Below are 19,031 nucleotides of genomic sequence, written 5' to 3'. Positions count from 1 at the left end.
CTATGTATATTTTTTTAAAAGTGTGATATTATTTATTCAACATAAAATATTATTCGACAAAACTATTAAAAAGAGAAACAACTCTAAAAAAATAAAGATATGTTTGTTGAAGAAGACAGCAAGGGAGAGATTTAAAATGGATGCACCAATAAAAAAGAAAAAAGCGTTTACATTGCCATCGGCTTATACTGTGTTATTAATTATAACAGCACTAATAGCTTTAGCAACGCAATTTATACCTGGAGTTACAGCGGCTAAATTCTCAGATTTAGTTATGGCACCTATAAACGGTTTAAACGAGGCTATTGATATAGCAATATTTGTTTTATTAATAGGTGGATTCTTAGGAGTAACAGCAAAAACAGGAGCACTGGATGCAGGTATAGGATCTGTTGTTACAAAATTAAATGGTAAAGAATTAATATTAATACCAGTACTAATGTTAATATTCTCTTTAGGGGGAACAAGTTTTGGTATGGCTGAAGAAACTATAGCATTTGCTGCATTAGTTACAACAACTATGATAGTAGCAGGATTTGACCCACTAGTTTCAGTAGGAACAATTATACTTGGAGCAGGATGTGGAGTTTTAGGTTCTACAGTAAACCCATTCTTAGTTTCAACTAGTATAGGAGCTTTAAATGGAGTAGGTATAGAAGTTAATCAAGTTATAGTTATAGGAACTGGTATAGCTTTATGGTTATCATCATTATTAATATCAATCTACTTTGTTATGAAATATGCAAAGAAAGTTCAAAAAGATAAAAAAGCATCATTATTATCAGAAAAAGAAATGCAAGAAGCACATGAAGCATTTGTAGGAAATAGCACAAATGAAGGTGTGGTTGAGTTTAATACTAAGAGAAAAATAGTTCTTGGATTATTTGCTTTAACATTTTTAGTAATGGTTGCAGCGGTAATTCCTTGGGAAGAATTTGGAGTAACAATATTTGCAAATACATCATTCTTAACAGGATCTTCATTAGGTCACTGGTGGTTCTCAGAATTAGGAATGTGGTTTGTAATAATGTCAATCATAATTGGTATAGTTTATAGCATGGGTGAAAAAGACATAATCGGGGCTTTTATGGATGGAGCAGCTGACATGGTTGGAGTTGCATTAGTTATAGGTGTATCTAAAGGTATATCTGTAATGATGAGTACTACTGGATTAGATAATTATGTACTAAATCATGCATCATCAATGTTAAATGGAATGTCTCCTATAGTATTTACAATAGCTGCATTCTTAATATATATGGTATTATCATTCTTTATACCATCAACATCTGGTCTAGCAGGTTTATCAATGCCTATATTTGGGCCTTTAGCAGTATCTTTAGGGTTCAAATCTGAACTAATAATATCTATATTTAGTGCAGGTAGTGGTTTAGTTAACTTAGTAACACCAACAAGTGGTGTTATAATGGGGGCACTTGCCATAGCAAAAGTAGATTATGCTACATGGGTTAAATTTGTAAGCAAAGTTTTAGTTGCTATATTTATATCATCAGCAATAATATTATCAATAGCTATGATGTTAGTATAGTAAAAGGTTAGGAAAACATAATTTTATAATGATAAGCAAAGAGAAAACAAAATGTTTTCTCTTTAAATCTTTTTAATTAAAAGGAGAATTGAAATGAAAATAGAAAATTTACAACCACAATTAGTATTTAATTATTTTGGAGAAATATCAAAAATACCTAGAGGATCAGGAAATGAACAAGGAATTAGTGATTATTTAGCTAATGAAGGAAAAAGACTAGGGTTGGAAGTAGTACAAGATGAAAATTTAAATGTTTTAATTAAAAAGCCAGCTACTAAATCATATGAAAATGCTCCTACTGTAATAATTCAAGGACATATGGATATGGTTTGTGAAAAAAATAAAGGAAAAGAACATGATTTCACAAAAGATCCATTAGAATTAAGAGTAGATGGAGATTATTTATATGCTACAGATACAACTTTAGGCGCTGACAATGGAATAGCTGTTGCTATGGGACTTGCTTTACTTGCATCAGATGACTTGCAGCATCCAGCTCTAGAAGTAATTTTCACTTCTGATGAAGAAGAAACTATGAATGGTGCTATGAACTTAAAGGGTGAATTATTTGAAGGAAAATATATAATAAATCTTGATTCAGAAGAAGAAGGAACAATTACTGTAAGTTGTGCAGGTGGAGTTACTGCAGTTGTAACAATTGACAAAGAATATAAGGAAGTTGAAGGCGAAAAGGTTGCTTACAAAATAGATGTAAAAGGCCTTCTTGGTGGACATTCAGGGATGGAAATAGACAAGCAAAGAGCCAATTCGAATGTACTGATGGGTAGAATTTTAAATTACATTGCAAATACTTGCCATATTGATTTTGACTTAGTGTCTATTGAAGGTGGACTTAAAAACAATGCCATACCTCGTGAGTCAGAATGTATAATGCTTATAGATAACCATGATGAATGTGATTTTGAAAATGAGATAGAAAATATTTTACAAGTATTTAAAAATGAATATAAAACTTCTGATCCAGGTTTATCAATAGAAATTGAAAAATGTGAAGAAGTATTTAATAAAGCATTAAATGGTAAGTGCAAAGAAAATATAATTTCATTAATAAACTTAATGCCAAGAGGTATTCAAACTATGAGTATGGATATTAAAGGGCTTGTTGAAAGTTCTACTAACTTAGGTGTTATATCTAATAATGAAGATAAGATTATATTTGAGTTTGCTACTAGAAGTTCAGTAAAAAGTTTAAAAGAAGATTTAAATAATAGAATGACTTTATTATGCAATCAATTAGGAGTTAAATTAGATTTAATAGATGATTATCCAGAATGGGAATACGCAAAAAACTCTAAGTTAGAGGAAATTTGTGTAGATACTTATGAAGAATTAATGGGTAAAAAACCTGAAATAGTAGCTATACATGCAGGGTTAGAATGTGGATTATTACTAGATGCTATAAAAGGCGCACAAGCAATATCAATAGGTCCAAACTTATTTGATGTGCATACACCAAATGAGCATCTAGATATATTATCAACAGAAAGAACTTGGAAGTATCTTGTTGGCATATTAAAAAACATAAAATAAATACAAAGCGTCAACTTAGGTTGGCGCTTTTTTTGAGTCACATAAACAAAGTGAGTTTTGAGTCGCAGATTTATCCGAAATTTTATAGCGCCCATGTAATAAAGTGGTAGCGAGGATATATTGTTGGCGATATGAAGTATTTTAATGATGAAGCCGTTCATGATTGAGCGAATTTTAACATATCTATAACAAAGTCTTTACACCATCTTAATGGAAGCTGCATAAAAAATATATATTATATAAGTGTATACAATAATCTTATTGAGATGAAGGTTTTATATTAAAATATTTTTTATTGTTACGAAAAATATAAAAAGGAGATTGATATTATGAACATGTTGGATAATCATGTGCACACAACTTTTTCAAGAGATGGCAAGGATCCTATGGAAAAGGTAATAAAGAGAGGTCTAGATATTGGGGTTACTCATTTAACTTTTACTGATCATATGGAGTATAATACAGACGGATTTAGTATTGATTTTGAAAAATATTTTAAATCTATTGAAGAGCTTCAGTGGAAGTACAAAAACTACATTAATATTTATACAGGAATAGAAGTAGGCTATCAAAAGCATTTAAAAGATGAGATAAACAATATAATTAATAAATATGCTTTTGATTTTGTATTATGCTCAACTCATACAGTGGATAAAATTAATGTACCAGACCCTATGTTTTTTGAGGGGTATAGTAAGGAAGAAGTTTATAGAAAGTATTTTACAAGTATTTTGGAAACAGTAAGTGAGTTTAAGAACTTTGATACTTATGGTCATTTGGATTATATAGTTAGATACGGAAATTATGAAAATAATAAGGTGATTTATAAAGATTATAAAGATGTGCTAGATGCTTTGTTAAAAACAATTATTGAAAGTGGAAAAGGTATAGAGTTGAATACATCTGGTATAAGATATAACTTGGAAGCTATGCATCCTAATAAGAATATTCTTCAAAGATATAAGGAATTAGGTGGAGAAATTATTACCGTTGGATCAGATTCTCATCAAGCTAAAGATATTTGCAAAGATTTTTATAAAGCTTATGATATGTTGGAATTTTTGGATTACAAATATGTATGTATGTTTAAAGAAAGAAATCCTGTGTATATTAGTATTGAAAAAAGTAGAGAAGGAATAGTGGCATGATGGACATATGGGATTATTGTAAGGTTTACTATATTCTTGCAGTATATAATAGAGTTTGTAAATTATCTATTTATGATAAATTACAAGCTCTATTTTGATTTTATACTAATAAATATATTTTTTAATATTTAGAGTACAAGTTGAAATTGTGAATTTATATCTAATAATATAGAATTAAGTTAGATAATAAAATTTATAAGGAAGGTAAGAATCTATGGGGAAAAAAGTTAATTTAAAAGTTTTACCAGATAATTATAATAAAGAAGTTGAAGCTGGAAGTAGGTTAATGGATGCAATAAATGAAAATAATATATCCATAGAATCAACCTGTGGTTCAAAAGGCAAATGTGGGAAATGTAAGGTTAAATTATTAGAAGGAAAAATTAGTAATATAACAGAAAATGAGAAAAAGTTATTAAGTGAAAAAGAAATAGATGAAAAAATAGTATTGGCATGTGAAAGAACTGTACTAGGAGATATAACTATAGAAATTATTAATGAAAATAAGGATATGGTTGAAAAAGGGCAAATTATAAAAAGTAATAAAAATATAAATCCTATAGTAGAAAAGATATATTTGGAATTGCCATAGATATTGGAACAACTACTGTAGCAGCATATCTTATTGATTTTGTTAATGGAAAAATTATAGACAATAAATCAAATCTTAATTTACAAAAAAAATATGGAGCAGATGTAATATCTAGAATTAATTATTCAATAGAAAATGAAAAAAATAAAGAAGATCTTCAAAAGGAAATAGCAACAACCGTTAATAAAATAATAGAAAAACTTCTTATGAATAATAAAATAAGTAAGTCAGATATAAGCATCGTTAGTATGGTTGGTAATACTACCATGAGTCACTTGCTTATGGGGGCTTGTGTAAAGGGAATAGCAAGAGCACCTTTTAATTCAGTTTTTTCAGATAAAATTATAGGCAAGGTAGATTTACTAAACCTTTCTAGTTTAGATGAAAATACTAGATTTATACTACTTCCTAATATAGGTGGTTATGTAGGTTCAGATACTTTAGGCGCGATAATAAGTAGTGATATGAAAAATATGAAAGGAAATATATTGCTTATTGATGTGGGAACTAACTGTGAATTAGCATTAAAAACTGATGAAGAGATTCTTGTTTGTTCTACTGCTGCAGGTCCTGCTTTTGAGGGAGCTAACATGAAGTATGGAATGAGAGCAAGTGAAGGCGCAGTATATTCCTGTGATATAGATTTGGATAAAGATATTAATATAAAAACTATAGAAGATAAGGAAGATCCGATTGGGATTTGTGGTTCAGGTTATATAAATTTAATCAGTAAATTGGTAGAAAAGGATATAATTCTTCCACAAGGAAGGATTGTTAAACCAGATAAACTCGATGATAATGTATCGCAAAATATTAAAGATAGAATCAATAAAGATGGAAAATCTTACGAGATTATACTTTCTAATAATAAAAATAATAAAAAAGTTAGTATTACACAAGAAGATATAGCTAATTTACAACTGGCAAAAGCAGCAGTAAGAACAGGTATAGAACTTTTAATGAGAGAAGGAAAGATAGAAAAATTAGATCAAATTCTTATGGCAGGGGCTTTTGGAAGCAATTTAGATATTGATAACATAAAAAGTATAGAAATGATACCGAATATTGAAAGTGACAAAATTAAAATAATAGGAAATGCAGCAGGTAGCGGTGCTATTCAAACTATTCTGTACAAAGATAAGTATGATAATATGAATAAATTAGTTGATAAAATAAAGCATGTGGAGTTGGCTAATCATAAAGATTTTAACAAAATATTTACAGACTCTTTAATGTTATAAAATAAAATTAAAGTTACAAGAGATTATAGATGAAAACCAAGAATATGAAACTATAACTTTATTATATGGGCAATGTGGAAAGTGGGTTTTGGGGCTTAAATCAGACTATTCTAATCTGATTTTGACAAAAGTTAGTGATTGTATATCTTTATATTTAGGTGGAGATGAAAAACAAAAAAATTGAACGAACCTATTTCTTTACAAAAAGATACATAGAAAATGATAATAGTTTGTATAATGAGATAATCAAAATGAAAGAAAAGTACGGAGATAAAAAAGCAATAAAGATGTATAAGATGATGATGGATAATTATGAATACATAAGGATTATAAATACAAATGCTTATGATGTTGAGGATATAATGGGGAAATTTCAATCTTTGTGTGATGAACTTGATTTGTCTTATGAAATTGTAGAGGGAGATTTGTCCATAGTGGAAAAAACTTTGTTAGATGTGGTAGATAAAGGATTTGTAGTAAAAGATAGAGGGGAAAAATAAAAACTTGGGATTTCATATAAAAACTAAGATAGAAAATTTACGATTTGAATTTAGATAAAAATTATTATTTATATAAAACCAGTACGATTCAAAATATATGTACATTGAAATCATACTGGTTTTATACTAAAGAATTTATATAGGTTTGAATCCTTCACCTAAAGCCTCGAAAATATCACTTATTATGATAAATGCCTTTGGATCTGTATGTTTAACAAGTTTTTTTAAAGTTACAACCTCTTTCTTAGACACTACAACAAGAAGGACGTTTTTTTCACTTCCAGTGTATAGACCTTGACCTTTTAAAATAGTTGCACCTCTTTTTAGCTCATCTTTGATAGCATTTCCAACCTCCACATACTTATCAGAAATTATCATAAAAGATGATGAAGTATTAATACCTTCCACCATTATGTCGCTGACTTTTACTATTATGTAAAGCGTTATGGCAGAATAAAGAGCTATTTCTATGTTTCTGCTGACAACTCCTGATAAAATTACAACACAACCATCGGCAAATCCCATAAGTGTTGGAACACTAAGTGAAGGAAAGGCTTTATTTGCCAAAAGTCCTATCAGATCAGTACCACCAGTACTTCCGTTTATTCTAAAAATAAGCCCAAGGGCTATTCCAAGTATGATACCACCGGAGATAGAAGATAAAAGTACATCGTTAGTTACTTGAATATTTCCCAGGTTCTCTGTTATTTTTAATGAACCAGTAAGAAATATTATACCAAGTAGTGTTTTTGTCGCATCTTTTTTACCAAGAATTCGAAAAGCAAATAAAAATAAAGGTATATCAAAGATTATATTTATAAGCCAAATTGGAAAACCAGTTAAGGTATTAATAATTATGGATACACCTGTAAGTCCTCCTGGTGCAATATTATGAGGATTTAAAAACATATTTATGGAAATAGCCATGAAGAAACATCCTATAAGAAGGATTATAATTTCGTTAAATTTTATTTCTGATTTCATTTTAGCTACACCTCTCAGAAGCATTTTTTATAAGTTTAACCAAGACAATTAAATAATATGTAGGAAGTATTAAAACAGTGAATACTTAAGTAGAGAATAAAGGATTGAAGGGGGTGATTATAGAACTATACAGAAATTATACAAGCCTGGTCAGGAGTATATGAAAAAACAGGAGTTATAGTAAAAATCGGTCATTCTTTTGAATTAATAAAAACAGGAGATTATGTAATAGTTAATGGTAATGAATGTTATGTAGAAATTGTAGAATAATTTTATAAAGGTATAAAAAGAAAGCTAGGGCAGGAGACCCTAGCTTTTTTAAATATATAAGAACAAAATATTTTCATTATAAATGAAAAATAATCCTAGGTAGGCAATAAAATCTTTTAAACATCCACAATCAATTATTTACAATTTATATTATCAAATGACTCACAGTTAAATCCATCACTTATCTCTAACTGTTTACAATTATATAGTACAACAAGTTTTACATTGGATGGTTAAAGGAATGTTAAAAATACATTGTATCCATGTTAAATATGAGGAATAAAATTACTAATTTTTCATAGAGTACTATTTCGCAGATTTTTTGAATAATAAATTATATCAAAATAAATGGGGGGATAGTATGTTTTCGAGATCATTGAAGTATGATAACTTGACAAAGAGATATAAATACAAGAAAAAAAGACCATACAAAAACTTTAGAGGTGATAAAAGTAACAGTAGTAAAAATGGTATAAACTATGTACTGATATTCTCTTTGTTATTAACTGCCACAGTGGTATCTGTGGGAATTTTGTTGCCAGAAAAATTTAACTACATATCTACAAAGTTGTTCAATGTACTTATAGATAAATTTAGTCCCATGTATCTTATGCTTATGCTTGGTATTTTTGTATTCTCTTTGTATCTGGCTTTTAGCAAATATGGAGATATAAAGCTTGGAAAGGAGAGTGACAAACCTGAATTTAGCAATATTGTGTGGTTTTCCATGCTGTTTGGGGCAGGAATGGGTATAGGGCTGGTCTTCTTTGGAGCATGGGAACCTATGAGCCATTTTGTTAATCCACTAAATGCAGTAGGTGGTAGTGAGGATGCCATTAGGTTTGCTATTGAGCAGAGCTTTATTCACTGGGGGGTTATGTCTTGGGTTTCCTATGCAGTTATAGGCGTTTCTTTAGCTTATTTTCAATTTAGAAAAGGAAGAAAAGGCCTTATTAGCAGTACACTTGATCCAATTTTGGAAAACAGCAAGTATAAAAACTCCATAAAGCTAGTTGTAGATGTGTTGGCTGTTTTTATTACAGTAGTAGGAGTGGCAGCGTCTATGGGACTGGGAACTATGCAAATTGGAGGAGGAGTGGAGTATTTATTTGGAATAAAAAACAGTTTCAAACTTCAACTTCTTATCATATTAGTAATAACCGTAATTTACATATGGACAGCTGTGGGTGGTTTGGACAAAGGAATGAAGCAATTATCTAACATAAACTTGGCTTTGGCTACTATTTTAGTAGTGGGATGTTTTTTTGTGGGACCAACATCAGAAATCATGAATACTTTTGTAAATGGTGTGGGAGATTATCTTAATTATTTTGTGTCACAAAGCTTGTTTATAAATCCAATTACAAGCAATGAATGGGTATATAAATGGAGGATTTTTTACTGGGCCTACTGGATTTCTTGGTCACCTTTTGTTGGAGTTTTTATTGCAAGGATCTCCAAGGGGAGAACTATTAGGGAGTTTGTTCTTGGAGTTATTATAGTTCCTTCTATTATATGTATGCTTTGGTTTGTAATTTTTGGAATGATGGGTATGGATTTGGGGTATGAGTTTGCTAAGGATGCTATTACTTGCACTGATACAAGTTTGTTTAAAGTTTTATCTCAGTATAAAGGTGGATTTGCATTTTCTATAACAGCAATATTCTTGTTGTTTACTTTTTTTATTACCTCTGCAAACTCAGCCATATATGTACTGAGTATGTTTACTTCTAGGGGAAGTTTAAACCCTAGAAATATAAATAAAATTGTATGGGGTGTTATTCAAGCACTATTTGCAATTGTGTTTATAATGCTGGGAGGGCTGGATATACTGCAAAGATTTGCCATAGTGGTGTCTTTTCCTTTTGCGATTATTATTATAGCTATTGGGGTAGCTCTGGTGAAAGAGCTTAGGAAAGAAAAATGTAGTAAAATGTAGAAAAAGCCAGAAAATTTATTGTCCAAAAAAATGTACAATTTCGTTGTACATTTTTTTGAATATATATATAATTATATTAAATATAAACTAGCAGAGTTTTCAATTAATTGGGAAAAAGATATAAGCTTTTTTATATTTGTGATTATAGGAGGATTGGGATGGAAAAAGTAAGCAATAATATTAAATTCTGCGCATTTATTAATATTTTGAGAACTTATTCTAGTGAAGATGTCTCCATATCCATAAAAGAAATAAACTATCATATGAAAAAAAAGCTGGGTATCACTTTAGACAGAAGGACCATGTATGCATATATTAAAGATATGAGGAACATTGGTCTAGAAGTCAGTGGTTACGATAAGGAAAAAGAGGGCTATTTCCTTAAAGACTTCTTTTTTAAAGAGTATGAGTTGAAGCTTTTAATGGATTCAGTTAAGGCTAGTAAGTTTATCACCAAGAAAAAAACTGAAGAACTTCTAGAAAAAATAAGTACACTAAATTTTATTTTCAGGGGCAGAATTGTAGAAAGTAATGTATTTATTGATGACTCTGGTAAAAATATCAACGAGAAAATTTATGACAATCTTAATCTTATCAATGAGGCAATCACACAAAATAAAAAAATTACTTTTAACTATTGTCAGAATGACTGTAACCAGGGGATAGGTTGCAATGAAAAAGATGACAATGGGAAAGGACATCTAAAAGTCAATCCAATAAGCATGGTAAACAACCATGAAAACTATTACTTAGTATCTATTCAGGACAACTTAGAAGAAATCACTTATTATAGGATAGAAAATATGAAATCCATAGAAATTTTGGAAGAGGAAATTAAGGACCCAAGTTTTATTGAAAATTTTAGTTACGGGCTTAATGCTTCCGATAACATGGAAACAATTATTGCACAAGATTTAAAAGAGTACATGGAAATTGGAGGGAATAATGGAACAAAGTATTAACCTAAGAGAATATGTGGACATGTTCAAAAGAAGAAAACTTATAGTTATTTTAATAATGATTATATGTTTAGCACTTGGTGGGTACAAGACTTATAAGAATTATGTTAACTATGTTCCGACTTACAGATCTACAGTAACAGTAAGAATTAACACAGCAAAACAAGTGAAAAAAAGCAAAAGTAGCAGTAGCAGTACAAATTCAACACAAACAGATCCATATTCAACTTACAACATTTCTCAAAATCAAAATATTGCTGGAACATATTATTCCTTAGCATCATCGAGCAATGTAAAAAGTTTAGTGGCAAGTTCTTTGAAAATCTCATCGGCAGAGGTGGGAAGTATAAGTGCCACAGTTAGAGAAGAAATGGCTGAATTTATTGATATTTCTATAATTAGTAGAAATGCAGAGGTAGCAAAAGATGCAGCGAAGAAAATTCCAGAAGCTTTTAACGAAGAATTAGTAAGACTTATTGGAATTGATTGTGTGGAAGTTGTATATGATGCATCAGAGCCAGCATTAATAGGAAGATCGAGGGATTTAGCGCTTTTTAAATTTGCAGCAATAGGAATTGTATTATCTATATTCTTTGTTTTACTTAGAGAATGTTTGGACACAAAAATAGTTACACCAGATGATGTAAACAAATACTGGAATTATCAATTAATAGGAACTGTTCCTTTAGACAAAGATTCTTCCAAGGGAAAACATGGTAAGAAAAAATAAGGGGGTTAAATATGTTAGGGCTATATGATAGTGGTAGTTTTGAAATTAATGAAGCTTATAGAGAAATAAGAACTAACATCTCGTTAAACACTGATATAAAAACTATAGTTTTTACAAGTGCTGAAATGGATGAGGGTAAAACTACTACAGTATGTTCCATAGCAAAATGTTTCTCTGATTTAGAAAATCATAGAATTCTCCTAATAGACTGCGATTTTAGGAAGAAGTCAGTGGCTAAAACTTTAGAAATAGAAAATAAAAAAGGAATAGCAGACATGACCATGAATGATATGGACAGAAAAGAATGTATAAAAAAAGTGGAAGGATTTGATGTGTTGACATGTGGGGTGTCACCTTCAAACAGCTCAGTATTATTAGAATCAAAAAAATTTAGAGACATCATAGAGAGTCTAAAAGGTGATTATGATTACATTTTTATAGACTCACCACCACTGGGAAGACTGAATGATGCAGCCATATTAGCTAGATACTTAGATGGGACAATAATAGTAAATGCATCAGAATATATAGATCAGCAAATGGCAAAGGTCACAAGAGGTAAACTTGAAAAAGTTAATGCAAATGTTATAGGGGTAATACTTAACAAGTTTAAAGCAGGTGACCACAAATACTACAAGTATTATGGATATTATAAAGAAGAAAAAGGTAAAACGTCATTTTTTAAAAGAAGAAAAAGAAGATAACTGATTTATAGGGGTATGGATGAGTTATTTACAAGGGGAGATGGCTAAATGGGGGCTAAAATTTTAGAGAAAATCAATTACTACAGCAGAGAGTATGGTGATTTTAGATATAGACAAGTAGTATTACTAATATCAGACATCATAATCTTGACGGGGGCTTTTATCATATCTTTATCAGCGACCATGGGCATTTCATATTTGGGAAAAAACATGTTATTACCATTTTTTACAATGATAACAATATGTTTAACAATATTTTCAATCCTTGGAATTTATAGAACATTGTGGTCCACCAGTGTGGACAGAGAAATCATAATGATCTTAATATCTACTATAATTTCAACATTTACATATTTTATTATTTTTAAAATAGAAAAAATAAACTATTACGCTACTTTTTATATTGTAAATATATTACTTACGCATTTGGGGATGTGTGGCATGAGAATTTTATATAGAACAGCAAGAAGGGCAGTACTTTATTTTAGATTAAATCAAAATATGGAAAATAGAATGAAAGTATTGATAGTTGGAGCAGGCTCAGCTGGTAAGCTTATTTTAAAAGAAATATTTGAAAATCCACAGCTAAACATGTGTCCTGTGGGAATAATCGATGACGATGAAAATAAGCGAGGAAAATCTTATTACAACGTACCTGTAATAGGAACGACTAATGACATAGAGCAGATAGTTAAAAATCTACAAATAGATGAGATTATTTTTAGTATAGCTAAAATAAAAAGAAGAAGAAAAAGAGAGATAATGCAAATTTGTAACAATACAAAGTGCAAAATAAAGACTATACCAGGAATTTATGAACTTATTGATGGAAGAGTAAGTATAAAAAAAATCAGAGATGTGGAAATAGAAGACTTGTTAGGGAGGGAAAGTGTACAAATCAGAGACAAAGAAGTACTTCGCTTTATAAAGGGGAAAAAAGTGTTAGTAACAGGAGCAGGGGGATCCATTGGCTCAGAACTTTGTAGACAAATAACTTCACTAAATCCTAGTGAACTAATTTTAGTAGACATCTATGAGAACAATGTATACGAACTTCAACAAGAATTAATAAGAAAATATGAAAATATGGATTTAAAAGTTTTGATTGCATCTGTAAGAGACAAAAATAGAATGGAAGAAATTTTTATAAACTACCAGCCGGAAATAGTATTCCATGCAGCAGCACATAAGCACGTACCTCTTATGGAAGATAGTCCTTGTGAAGCCATTAAAAACAACGTATTCGGAACGTTGAACGTGGCAGAACTTTCAGCTAAGCACAAGGTGAAAAGATTTGTATTAATCTCTACAGATAAAGCAGTAAACCCAACAAATATAATGGGTGCAACAAAAAGATGTTGTGAAATGATAGTACAAACACTGAATAAAAGTAGTGAAACAGAGTTTGTGGCAGTAAGATTTGGCAACGTTTTAGGAAGTAACGGTTCCGTAGTTCCTCTATTTAAGAAGCAGATAGAAGAAGGAGGACCAGTAAAAGTAACTCATCCAGAAATAACAAGATTTTTTATGACAATTCCAGAAGCGGTGTCACTGGTACTGGAAGCAGGAGCAATCGCTAGGGGTGGCGAAATCTTCGTGCTAAACATGGGAGAACCAGTAAAGATTCTTGACTTGGCGAAGAACCTTATTTCACTTAGTGGTTTGGAGCCTGATGTGGATATTAAGATTGAATTTACAGGGCTTAGACCTGGGGAAAAACTTTATGAAGAGATACTTATGGATGAGGAAGGCTTGAGAGAAACAGTGAAAAGCCAGATTTATATTGGGCAACCTATCGAAGTTGATGAAGAAGATTTCTTTGATAAGTTGAGATATTTGAATGAAGTTGCAGAGAAAAACGATGAAGAAGAAGTTAGATATGTAGTAAAGGGGATAGTACCTACTTATATAATAAAGGAAGAAAGAGGAGTGGATAAGGTTGCAATCACAGGGTAAAACTAAACCATTTTACCCTAAGATTAAGCGATTTTTAGATTTTGTAATTTCTATAACAGGAATTGTAATTTTATCACCATTATTTCTTGTAATTATCTTATTAATTAAATTGGATTCAAGGGGACCTGTTTTATTTAAACAGAGAAGAATCGGAGTTAATAAGAAAGAATTTAACATTTTAAAATTTAGAACCATGAGAATTGATACACCAAAAGATACACCTACTCATTTATTAGATAATCCAGAAGCTTATATCACAAAAATTGGGGAATTTTTGAGGAAAACAAGCTTAGATGAATTACCACAGATTATCAATATTATAAAAGGGGAAATGAGTATAATTGGTCCTAGACCAGCTCTTTGGAATCAATTTGATTTAATAGAAGAAAGAGACAAATACAGAGCAAATGATGTAGTGCCAGGTCTTACAGGATGGGCTCAAATCAACGGTAGAGATGAGTTGCCAATATATATGAAAGCTATGTATGATGGGGAATACGTAGAGAAGATGGATTTGTTATTTGATATTAAATGTTTCTTTTTGACTATATTTAAAGTGTTAAAAAAAGATGGGGTTGTTGAAGGAAAATTGGAAAAGTAAAAATACGTTTACTTAGGAGTTTTTAATATGGGGAAAAAACTGTTAATATTAGCAAATCATTTTGCTACTATTTATAAATTTAGAAAAGAATTAGTTTCTAAACTTGTAGAAGAGGGATATGAGGTTGTTATATCTCTTCCCTTTTCACAAGACATAGAAAAAATCAAGGGCCTGGGGGTTAAGGTAATTGATACAAATGTTGATAGGAAAAGTGTTAATCCAATAAAGGATTTAATATTACTTAAAAATTATACGAAAATAATTAAAGAGGAAAAACCAGACTTGGTTTTAGCATATACAATAAAATGCAATATATATGGAGGTATTGCATGTAGATTATATGACGTTCCATTTATGGCAAATGTGACAGGGCTGGGAAGTGCTTATTATAGGGGTGGACTTATAAAAAATATAGTAAGTAATTTGTATAAAATAGGTCTAAAAAATGCAAAAGGAGTCTTCTTTGAAAATATTGCTAATGCTCAAGTGCTTATAGATGACAACACTATAGGTGAAGATCAGGCAATAGTACTAAAAGGAGCAGGAGTAAATCTTAATCAGTTTCAATACTGTGAAATGCCTTCAGATGATGTGGTGAAATTCTTATTTGTTGGTAGAATAATGACTGAAAAAGGGGTAAATGAGCTATTTGAAGCAATAAGAAGGATAAAAAAAGAATACTCTAACGTGGAGTTCTCTTTTATAGGATGGTTTGAAGAAGATTATAAAATTTTGATAGAAGATTTAGAAAATGAAGGGCTTATCAAATATTATGGATATCAAGAAGATGTAAGACCTTTTATTAGAGATAGCCACTGTGTAGTTCTTCCATCATATCATGAAGGAATGGCAAATGTGCTTTTGGAAGGCGCTGCAATGGGGAGAGTGCTGATTACTAGTGATATAAATGGTTGTAAGGAAGCTGTGGTGGAAGGTGTTAATGGTTGGACTTGTAAAGTGAAGGATAGTGAAGAGCTTTATGAGAAGATAAGGATGTTTGTTGATATGGATTTTGATAAGAAAGTGGACATGGGTAGAGAAGGTAGAAAACATATGGAGGAGATTTTTGATAAGGATAAGGTAGTTGAGGAAACTGTGGAGGAAATGGGAAGATGGGTGAACCAATTAGAGTTTTGCATGTAGTAACATATATGGGTCGTGGTGGATTAGAAACCATGATTATGAATTACTATAGAAATATTGATAGAAGTAAGGTTCAGTTTGATTTTCTGACTCATAGGGATGAGAGATGGGATTATGATGATGAGATAGAGGAACTTGGTGGGAAGATTTATCATTTACCTAGATTGAATCCTTTTAGTCCTAAGTACTTGAAGGCTTTGGATAATTTTTTTAAGAAGCATAAAGAGTATAATATAGTTCACTGTCATCAAGATTGTTTGAGTGGGATAGTACTTAAATCTGCTAAGAAAAATGGTGTGAATTTTACTATTGCCCATAGCCATAGCTCTAATCAAAATAAAAATTTAAAATATGTTATCAAATTAATAGCAAAAAAATTTATACCAAAGTACGCAGATTATATGTTTGCATGTGGTAAAGAAGCTGGTGAATGGATGTTTAATACATCAGATTTTATTATTTTAAATAATGCTATTGATACTAAAAGATATATATATAATGAAGAAAAATCATTGAAGATGAAAGAAAAGCTAGATATTACAGGTAAATTTGTAATAGGTCATGTGGGAAGGTTTAGACAAGAAAAGAACCATAGCTTTATTATAGATATTTTTAAAGAAGTTTGTGAAAAAGAATCTAATAGTGCTTTATTACTAGTAGGTGATGGACCTTTGGAAGAAGATATAAAGAGGAAGGTTGATGACTTAGGGCTACTAGATAAGGTGAAGTTTTTAGGTGCAAGAAATGATGTAAATGATTTGATGCAATGTATGGATATATTTATATTACCTTCATTGTATGAAGGAATTCCGTTAACCATGATAGAGTCTCAAGCATCTGGACTAGATTGTATAATATCAGATAAGGTTCCAAAGGAATGTATAGTAACTAAGAATGTAAAAAGTATCAGCTTAGAAGAAACTTCAAAGTATTGGGCTAATGAAATTATAAAAAATAAAGATAAGATAAGAAAAAACTTATACAATGAAATTCAAAATTCTAAGTTTGATATAAAATCAAATGCTATATGGCTACAGGAGTTTTATTTAAGAATATGGCAAAGGGGGATTAAGCTTGGCAACACTTACAGTGTTTACACCAACATACAATAGAGCTTATATTTTAAGTCAATGTTATGAAAGCTTAGTAAGACAGACTTGTAAAGATTTTGTATGGTTGATTATAGATGATGGGTCTAATGATGATACTAAAGAATTAGTAAAACAATGGATAAAAAATGATGATGGTTTTAAAATTAGATATCATTATAAAGAAAATGGTGGAATGCATACAGGTCATAATGCTGCTTATGAGTTAATTGATACAGAGTTAAATGTATGTATTGATTCTGATGATTTTATGCCAGATAATGCTGTAGAGCTAATTACAGAATTTTGGAAGAAAAATGGTAGTGATAAATACAGTGGAATAATTGCCTTAGATATATACAAAAATGGTGAAGTAATAGGATGTAAGTTACCAGATAAAAAGTCTACTACATTAAGTGGATTTTATGATAATGGTGGTAAGGGAGATAAGAAGCTGATTTATAGGACAGATGTTATAAATAGTTATCCAAAGTATCCTGAGTTTGAAGGAGAAAGGTTTGTTCCATTAGATTATAAGTATTTGTTGGCTGATCAAGATTATGAATTGCTTATACTAAATGAAGCTGTGTGTGTTGTTGAATATATGGAAGATGGTTCTAGTATGAATATGTTTAGACAGTATTATAAAAATCCAAGGGGATTTTCATTTATGAGGAAGGTACATATGGAGTATGATAAAAAATTAATTAATAAATTTAAGTCGTGTATCCATTATGTATCTGGAAGTTTAATTATGAAAAATAAAAAATTTCTAATTGAATCTCCTAAGAAGTTTATGACGCTATTAGCATATCCTTTTGGTGTAATTTTATATTTAATTGTTATAAGAAAAAATAGACAAGGAGCAGCATAATGGCAGTATATATTTTTATGCTTGGCTGGGTAGTTATATGGGGAATAATGTCACAGATTACTGCAAGACAAGTATGTGTAGGAAATGAGGTTTATGAAAAAAGAGTAAATTTATTTATGGCTTTTATAGTTTTTTCAATAATTATATTTTTTGCAGGTATGAGAAGCCATGTGGCTGATACAACTGCATATATTAAAATGTTTAATGATTATCCATTATTTTCAGAAGCTCATGATGTTATATTTGATAGTAGTGCTAGGGAACCAGGGTTTAGATTATTTTCAATATTAATAAAGACATATATATCAGATAATTATACTATTTGGCTTTGGATAATTGCAGTAATAAGTGGGATATGTGTAATGATACCAATTTATAAATATTCATGTAACTTTGGTGTCAGTGCATTTTTATTTACGGCATCATGTCAGTTTACATGGATGTTTAATGGTATGAGGCAATTTATGGTTGCATCTATCATGTTTGCTTGTACTGGATTGATTCTTAGAAATAAAACCATATTATATATAATTATTGTATGTATATTATCCACCATCCATATATCTGCATTAATTTTAATACCAATGTACTTTATAGCTAAAGGAGAACCATGGAACAAAAGAACGATGATGTTTATTGGGGTTATTATACTGGCAATGGTATTTGCAGATAAGTTTACCAATCTACTTACAGATATGGTTGAAACTACTGATTATGCAACATCAATTGAGGAATTTAAAGATACTGATGATGGAACAAGTGTAATTAGAATATTGGTGGAATCAGTACCTGTAATTATAGCATTTATATATAGAGATAAGATAAAAGACAAATTGACACCAGTTATTAAGTTGAGTATAAATATGTCATTGATAGCAAGTGGGCTTTATGTAATATCTAAAATAGCTAAAAGTGGTGTGTTATTGGGAAGATTACCTATTTATTTTTCTTTGTATAACTTGATACTTTTACCATGGCTCTTGCAGAATATATTTGACGAAAGAGAAAAGGATTTAATGTATTATATAATGATACTTTGTTATTTTGGGTTTTTCTATTATCAAATGTGTGTTGGTTTCCAGATGTAGGGCCTATATCTTCAAAATTTATAGCAGGTGCATTTGCATTATCTATAAATTCCAGTGCTTATGTGGCTGAAATATTAAGATCTGGAATACAGTCTGTTGATAAAGGTCAAATGG

16 protein-coding genes and 2 pseudogenes are annotated in these 19,031 nt (G+C 30.3%); 17 read left to right on the top strand and 1 reads right to left on the bottom strand.

From position 1 onward, the window contains the following. The first annotated feature begins 136 nt into the window (after positions 1–136). The 6 genes and pseudogenes from NSA58_RS05215 (at position 137) to NSA58_RS05190 (ending at position 6,581) form a co-directional block, all read left to right on the top strand. The gene (locus NSA58_RS05215; protein ID WP_052232930.1) at positions 137–1,549 is read left to right on the top strand and encodes a YfcC family protein; all 1,413 of its coding nucleotides are present in this window, start codon (positions 137–139) and stop codon (positions 1,547–1,549) included. 93 nt (positions 1,550–1,642) lie between these two features. After that, positions 1,643–3,100: an aminoacyl-histidine dipeptidase gene (locus NSA58_RS05210; protein ID WP_257560228.1), complete on the top strand. Its 1,458-nt coding sequence runs from the start codon at positions 1,643–1,645 to the stop codon at positions 3,098–3,100. 329 nt (positions 3,101–3,429) lie between these two features. After that, complete coding sequence (locus tag NSA58_RS05205) at positions 3,430–4,248, top strand: histidinol-phosphatase HisJ family protein (RefSeq protein WP_257560227.1); 819 nt, start codon at positions 3,430–3,432, stop codon at positions 4,246–4,248. A gap of 214 nt (positions 4,249–4,462) precedes the next feature. After that, on the top strand, positions 4,463–4,840 hold the full coding sequence (locus NSA58_RS05200; protein WP_257560226.1) for a 2Fe-2S iron-sulfur cluster-binding protein: 378 nt from the start codon (positions 4,463–4,465) through the stop codon (positions 4,838–4,840). After that, a complete protein-coding gene (locus NSA58_RS20660; protein WP_330652539.1) occupies positions 4,822–6,081 on the top strand; it encodes an ASKHA domain-containing protein in 1,260 nt (419 codons plus the stop codon). The genes NSA58_RS05200 and NSA58_RS20660 overlap by 19 nt, the downstream gene beginning before the upstream one ends. Position 6,082: 1 nt before the next feature. Continuing rightward, positions 6,083–6,581, top strand: a pseudogene (locus tag NSA58_RS05190) (DUF1638 domain-containing protein). Positions 6,582–6,716: 135 nt separating this feature from the next. Here NSA58_RS05190 and NSA58_RS05185 read toward each other — a convergent pair. Beyond that, on the bottom strand, positions 6,717–7,565 hold the full coding sequence (locus tag NSA58_RS05185; RefSeq protein WP_079764732.1) for a YitT family protein: 849 nt from the start codon (positions 7,563–7,565) through the stop codon (positions 6,717–6,719). A 631-nt stretch (positions 7,566–8,196) separates the two neighbouring features. Between NSA58_RS05185 and NSA58_RS05180 the strand changes: the two genes are divergently transcribed. The 11 genes and pseudogenes from NSA58_RS05180 to NSA58_RS20840 all read left to right on the top strand — a co-directional run. Beyond that, complete coding sequence (locus NSA58_RS05180) at positions 8,197–9,774, top strand: BCCT family transporter (RefSeq protein ID WP_242842699.1); 1,578 nt, start codon at positions 8,197–8,199, stop codon at positions 9,772–9,774. A gap of 158 nt (positions 9,775–9,932) precedes the next feature. Continuing rightward, a complete protein-coding gene (locus NSA58_RS05175; RefSeq protein WP_257560225.1) occupies positions 9,933–10,736 on the top strand; it encodes a helix-turn-helix transcriptional regulator in 804 nt (267 codons plus the stop codon). Continuing rightward, entirely contained in the window at positions 10,720–11,463 is a 744-nt protein-coding gene (locus NSA58_RS05170) for a YveK family protein (RefSeq protein WP_257560224.1), read from the top strand. Before NSA58_RS05175 ends, NSA58_RS05170 begins: the two co-directional genes overlap by 17 nt. Before the next feature lie 11 nt (positions 11,464–11,474). Continuing rightward, positions 11,475–12,167, top strand: coding sequence for a CpsD/CapB family tyrosine-protein kinase (locus NSA58_RS05165; protein ID WP_074080020.1), 693 nt, complete (start codon positions 11,475–11,477; stop codon positions 12,165–12,167). A 48-nt stretch (positions 12,168–12,215) separates the two neighbouring features. Beyond that, positions 12,216–14,123 (top strand): polysaccharide biosynthesis protein, encoded by a 1,908-nt coding sequence (locus NSA58_RS05160; protein ID WP_074080019.1) that lies wholly within the window; start codon positions 12,216–12,218, stop codon positions 14,121–14,123. Continuing rightward, positions 14,107–14,724, top strand: a complete 618-nt coding sequence (locus NSA58_RS05155) for a sugar transferase (protein ID WP_074080018.1) — start codon at positions 14,107–14,109, stop codon at positions 14,722–14,724. The genes NSA58_RS05160 and NSA58_RS05155 overlap by 17 nt, the downstream gene beginning before the upstream one ends. Before the next feature lie 27 nt (positions 14,725–14,751). After that, positions 14,752–15,867 (top strand): glycosyltransferase family 4 protein, encoded by a 1,116-nt coding sequence (locus NSA58_RS05150; protein WP_257560223.1) that lies wholly within the window; start codon positions 14,752–14,754, stop codon positions 15,865–15,867. Further along, the gene (locus tag NSA58_RS05145; RefSeq protein ID WP_257560222.1) at positions 15,837–16,979 is read left to right on the top strand and encodes a glycosyltransferase family 1 protein; all 1,143 of its coding nucleotides are present in this window, start codon (positions 15,837–15,839) and stop codon (positions 16,977–16,979) included. Before NSA58_RS05150 ends, NSA58_RS05145 begins: the two co-directional genes overlap by 31 nt. Continuing rightward, on the top strand, positions 16,942–17,829 hold the full coding sequence (locus NSA58_RS05140; protein WP_074429347.1) for a glycosyltransferase family 2 protein: 888 nt from the start codon (positions 16,942–16,944) through the stop codon (positions 17,827–17,829). The genes NSA58_RS05145 and NSA58_RS05140 overlap by 38 nt, the downstream gene beginning before the upstream one ends. Continuing rightward, positions 17,829–18,917, top strand: coding sequence for an EpsG family protein (locus tag NSA58_RS05135; RefSeq protein WP_257560221.1), 1,089 nt, complete (start codon positions 17,829–17,831; stop codon positions 18,915–18,917). The genes NSA58_RS05140 and NSA58_RS05135 overlap by 1 nt, the downstream gene beginning before the upstream one ends. A gap of 5 nt (positions 18,918–18,922) precedes the next feature. Next, positions 18,923–19,031: pseudogene (locus NSA58_RS20840) on the top strand (amino acid ABC transporter permease); the annotation flags it as partial.

The organism is Terrisporobacter muris, from assembly GCF_024621905.1.
In the GTDB taxonomy this organism is placed as follows: domain Bacteria; phylum Bacillota; class Clostridia; order Peptostreptococcales; family Peptostreptococcaceae; genus Terrisporobacter; species Terrisporobacter muris.
This window is presented reverse-complemented; position numbering and strand designations above follow the sequence as displayed.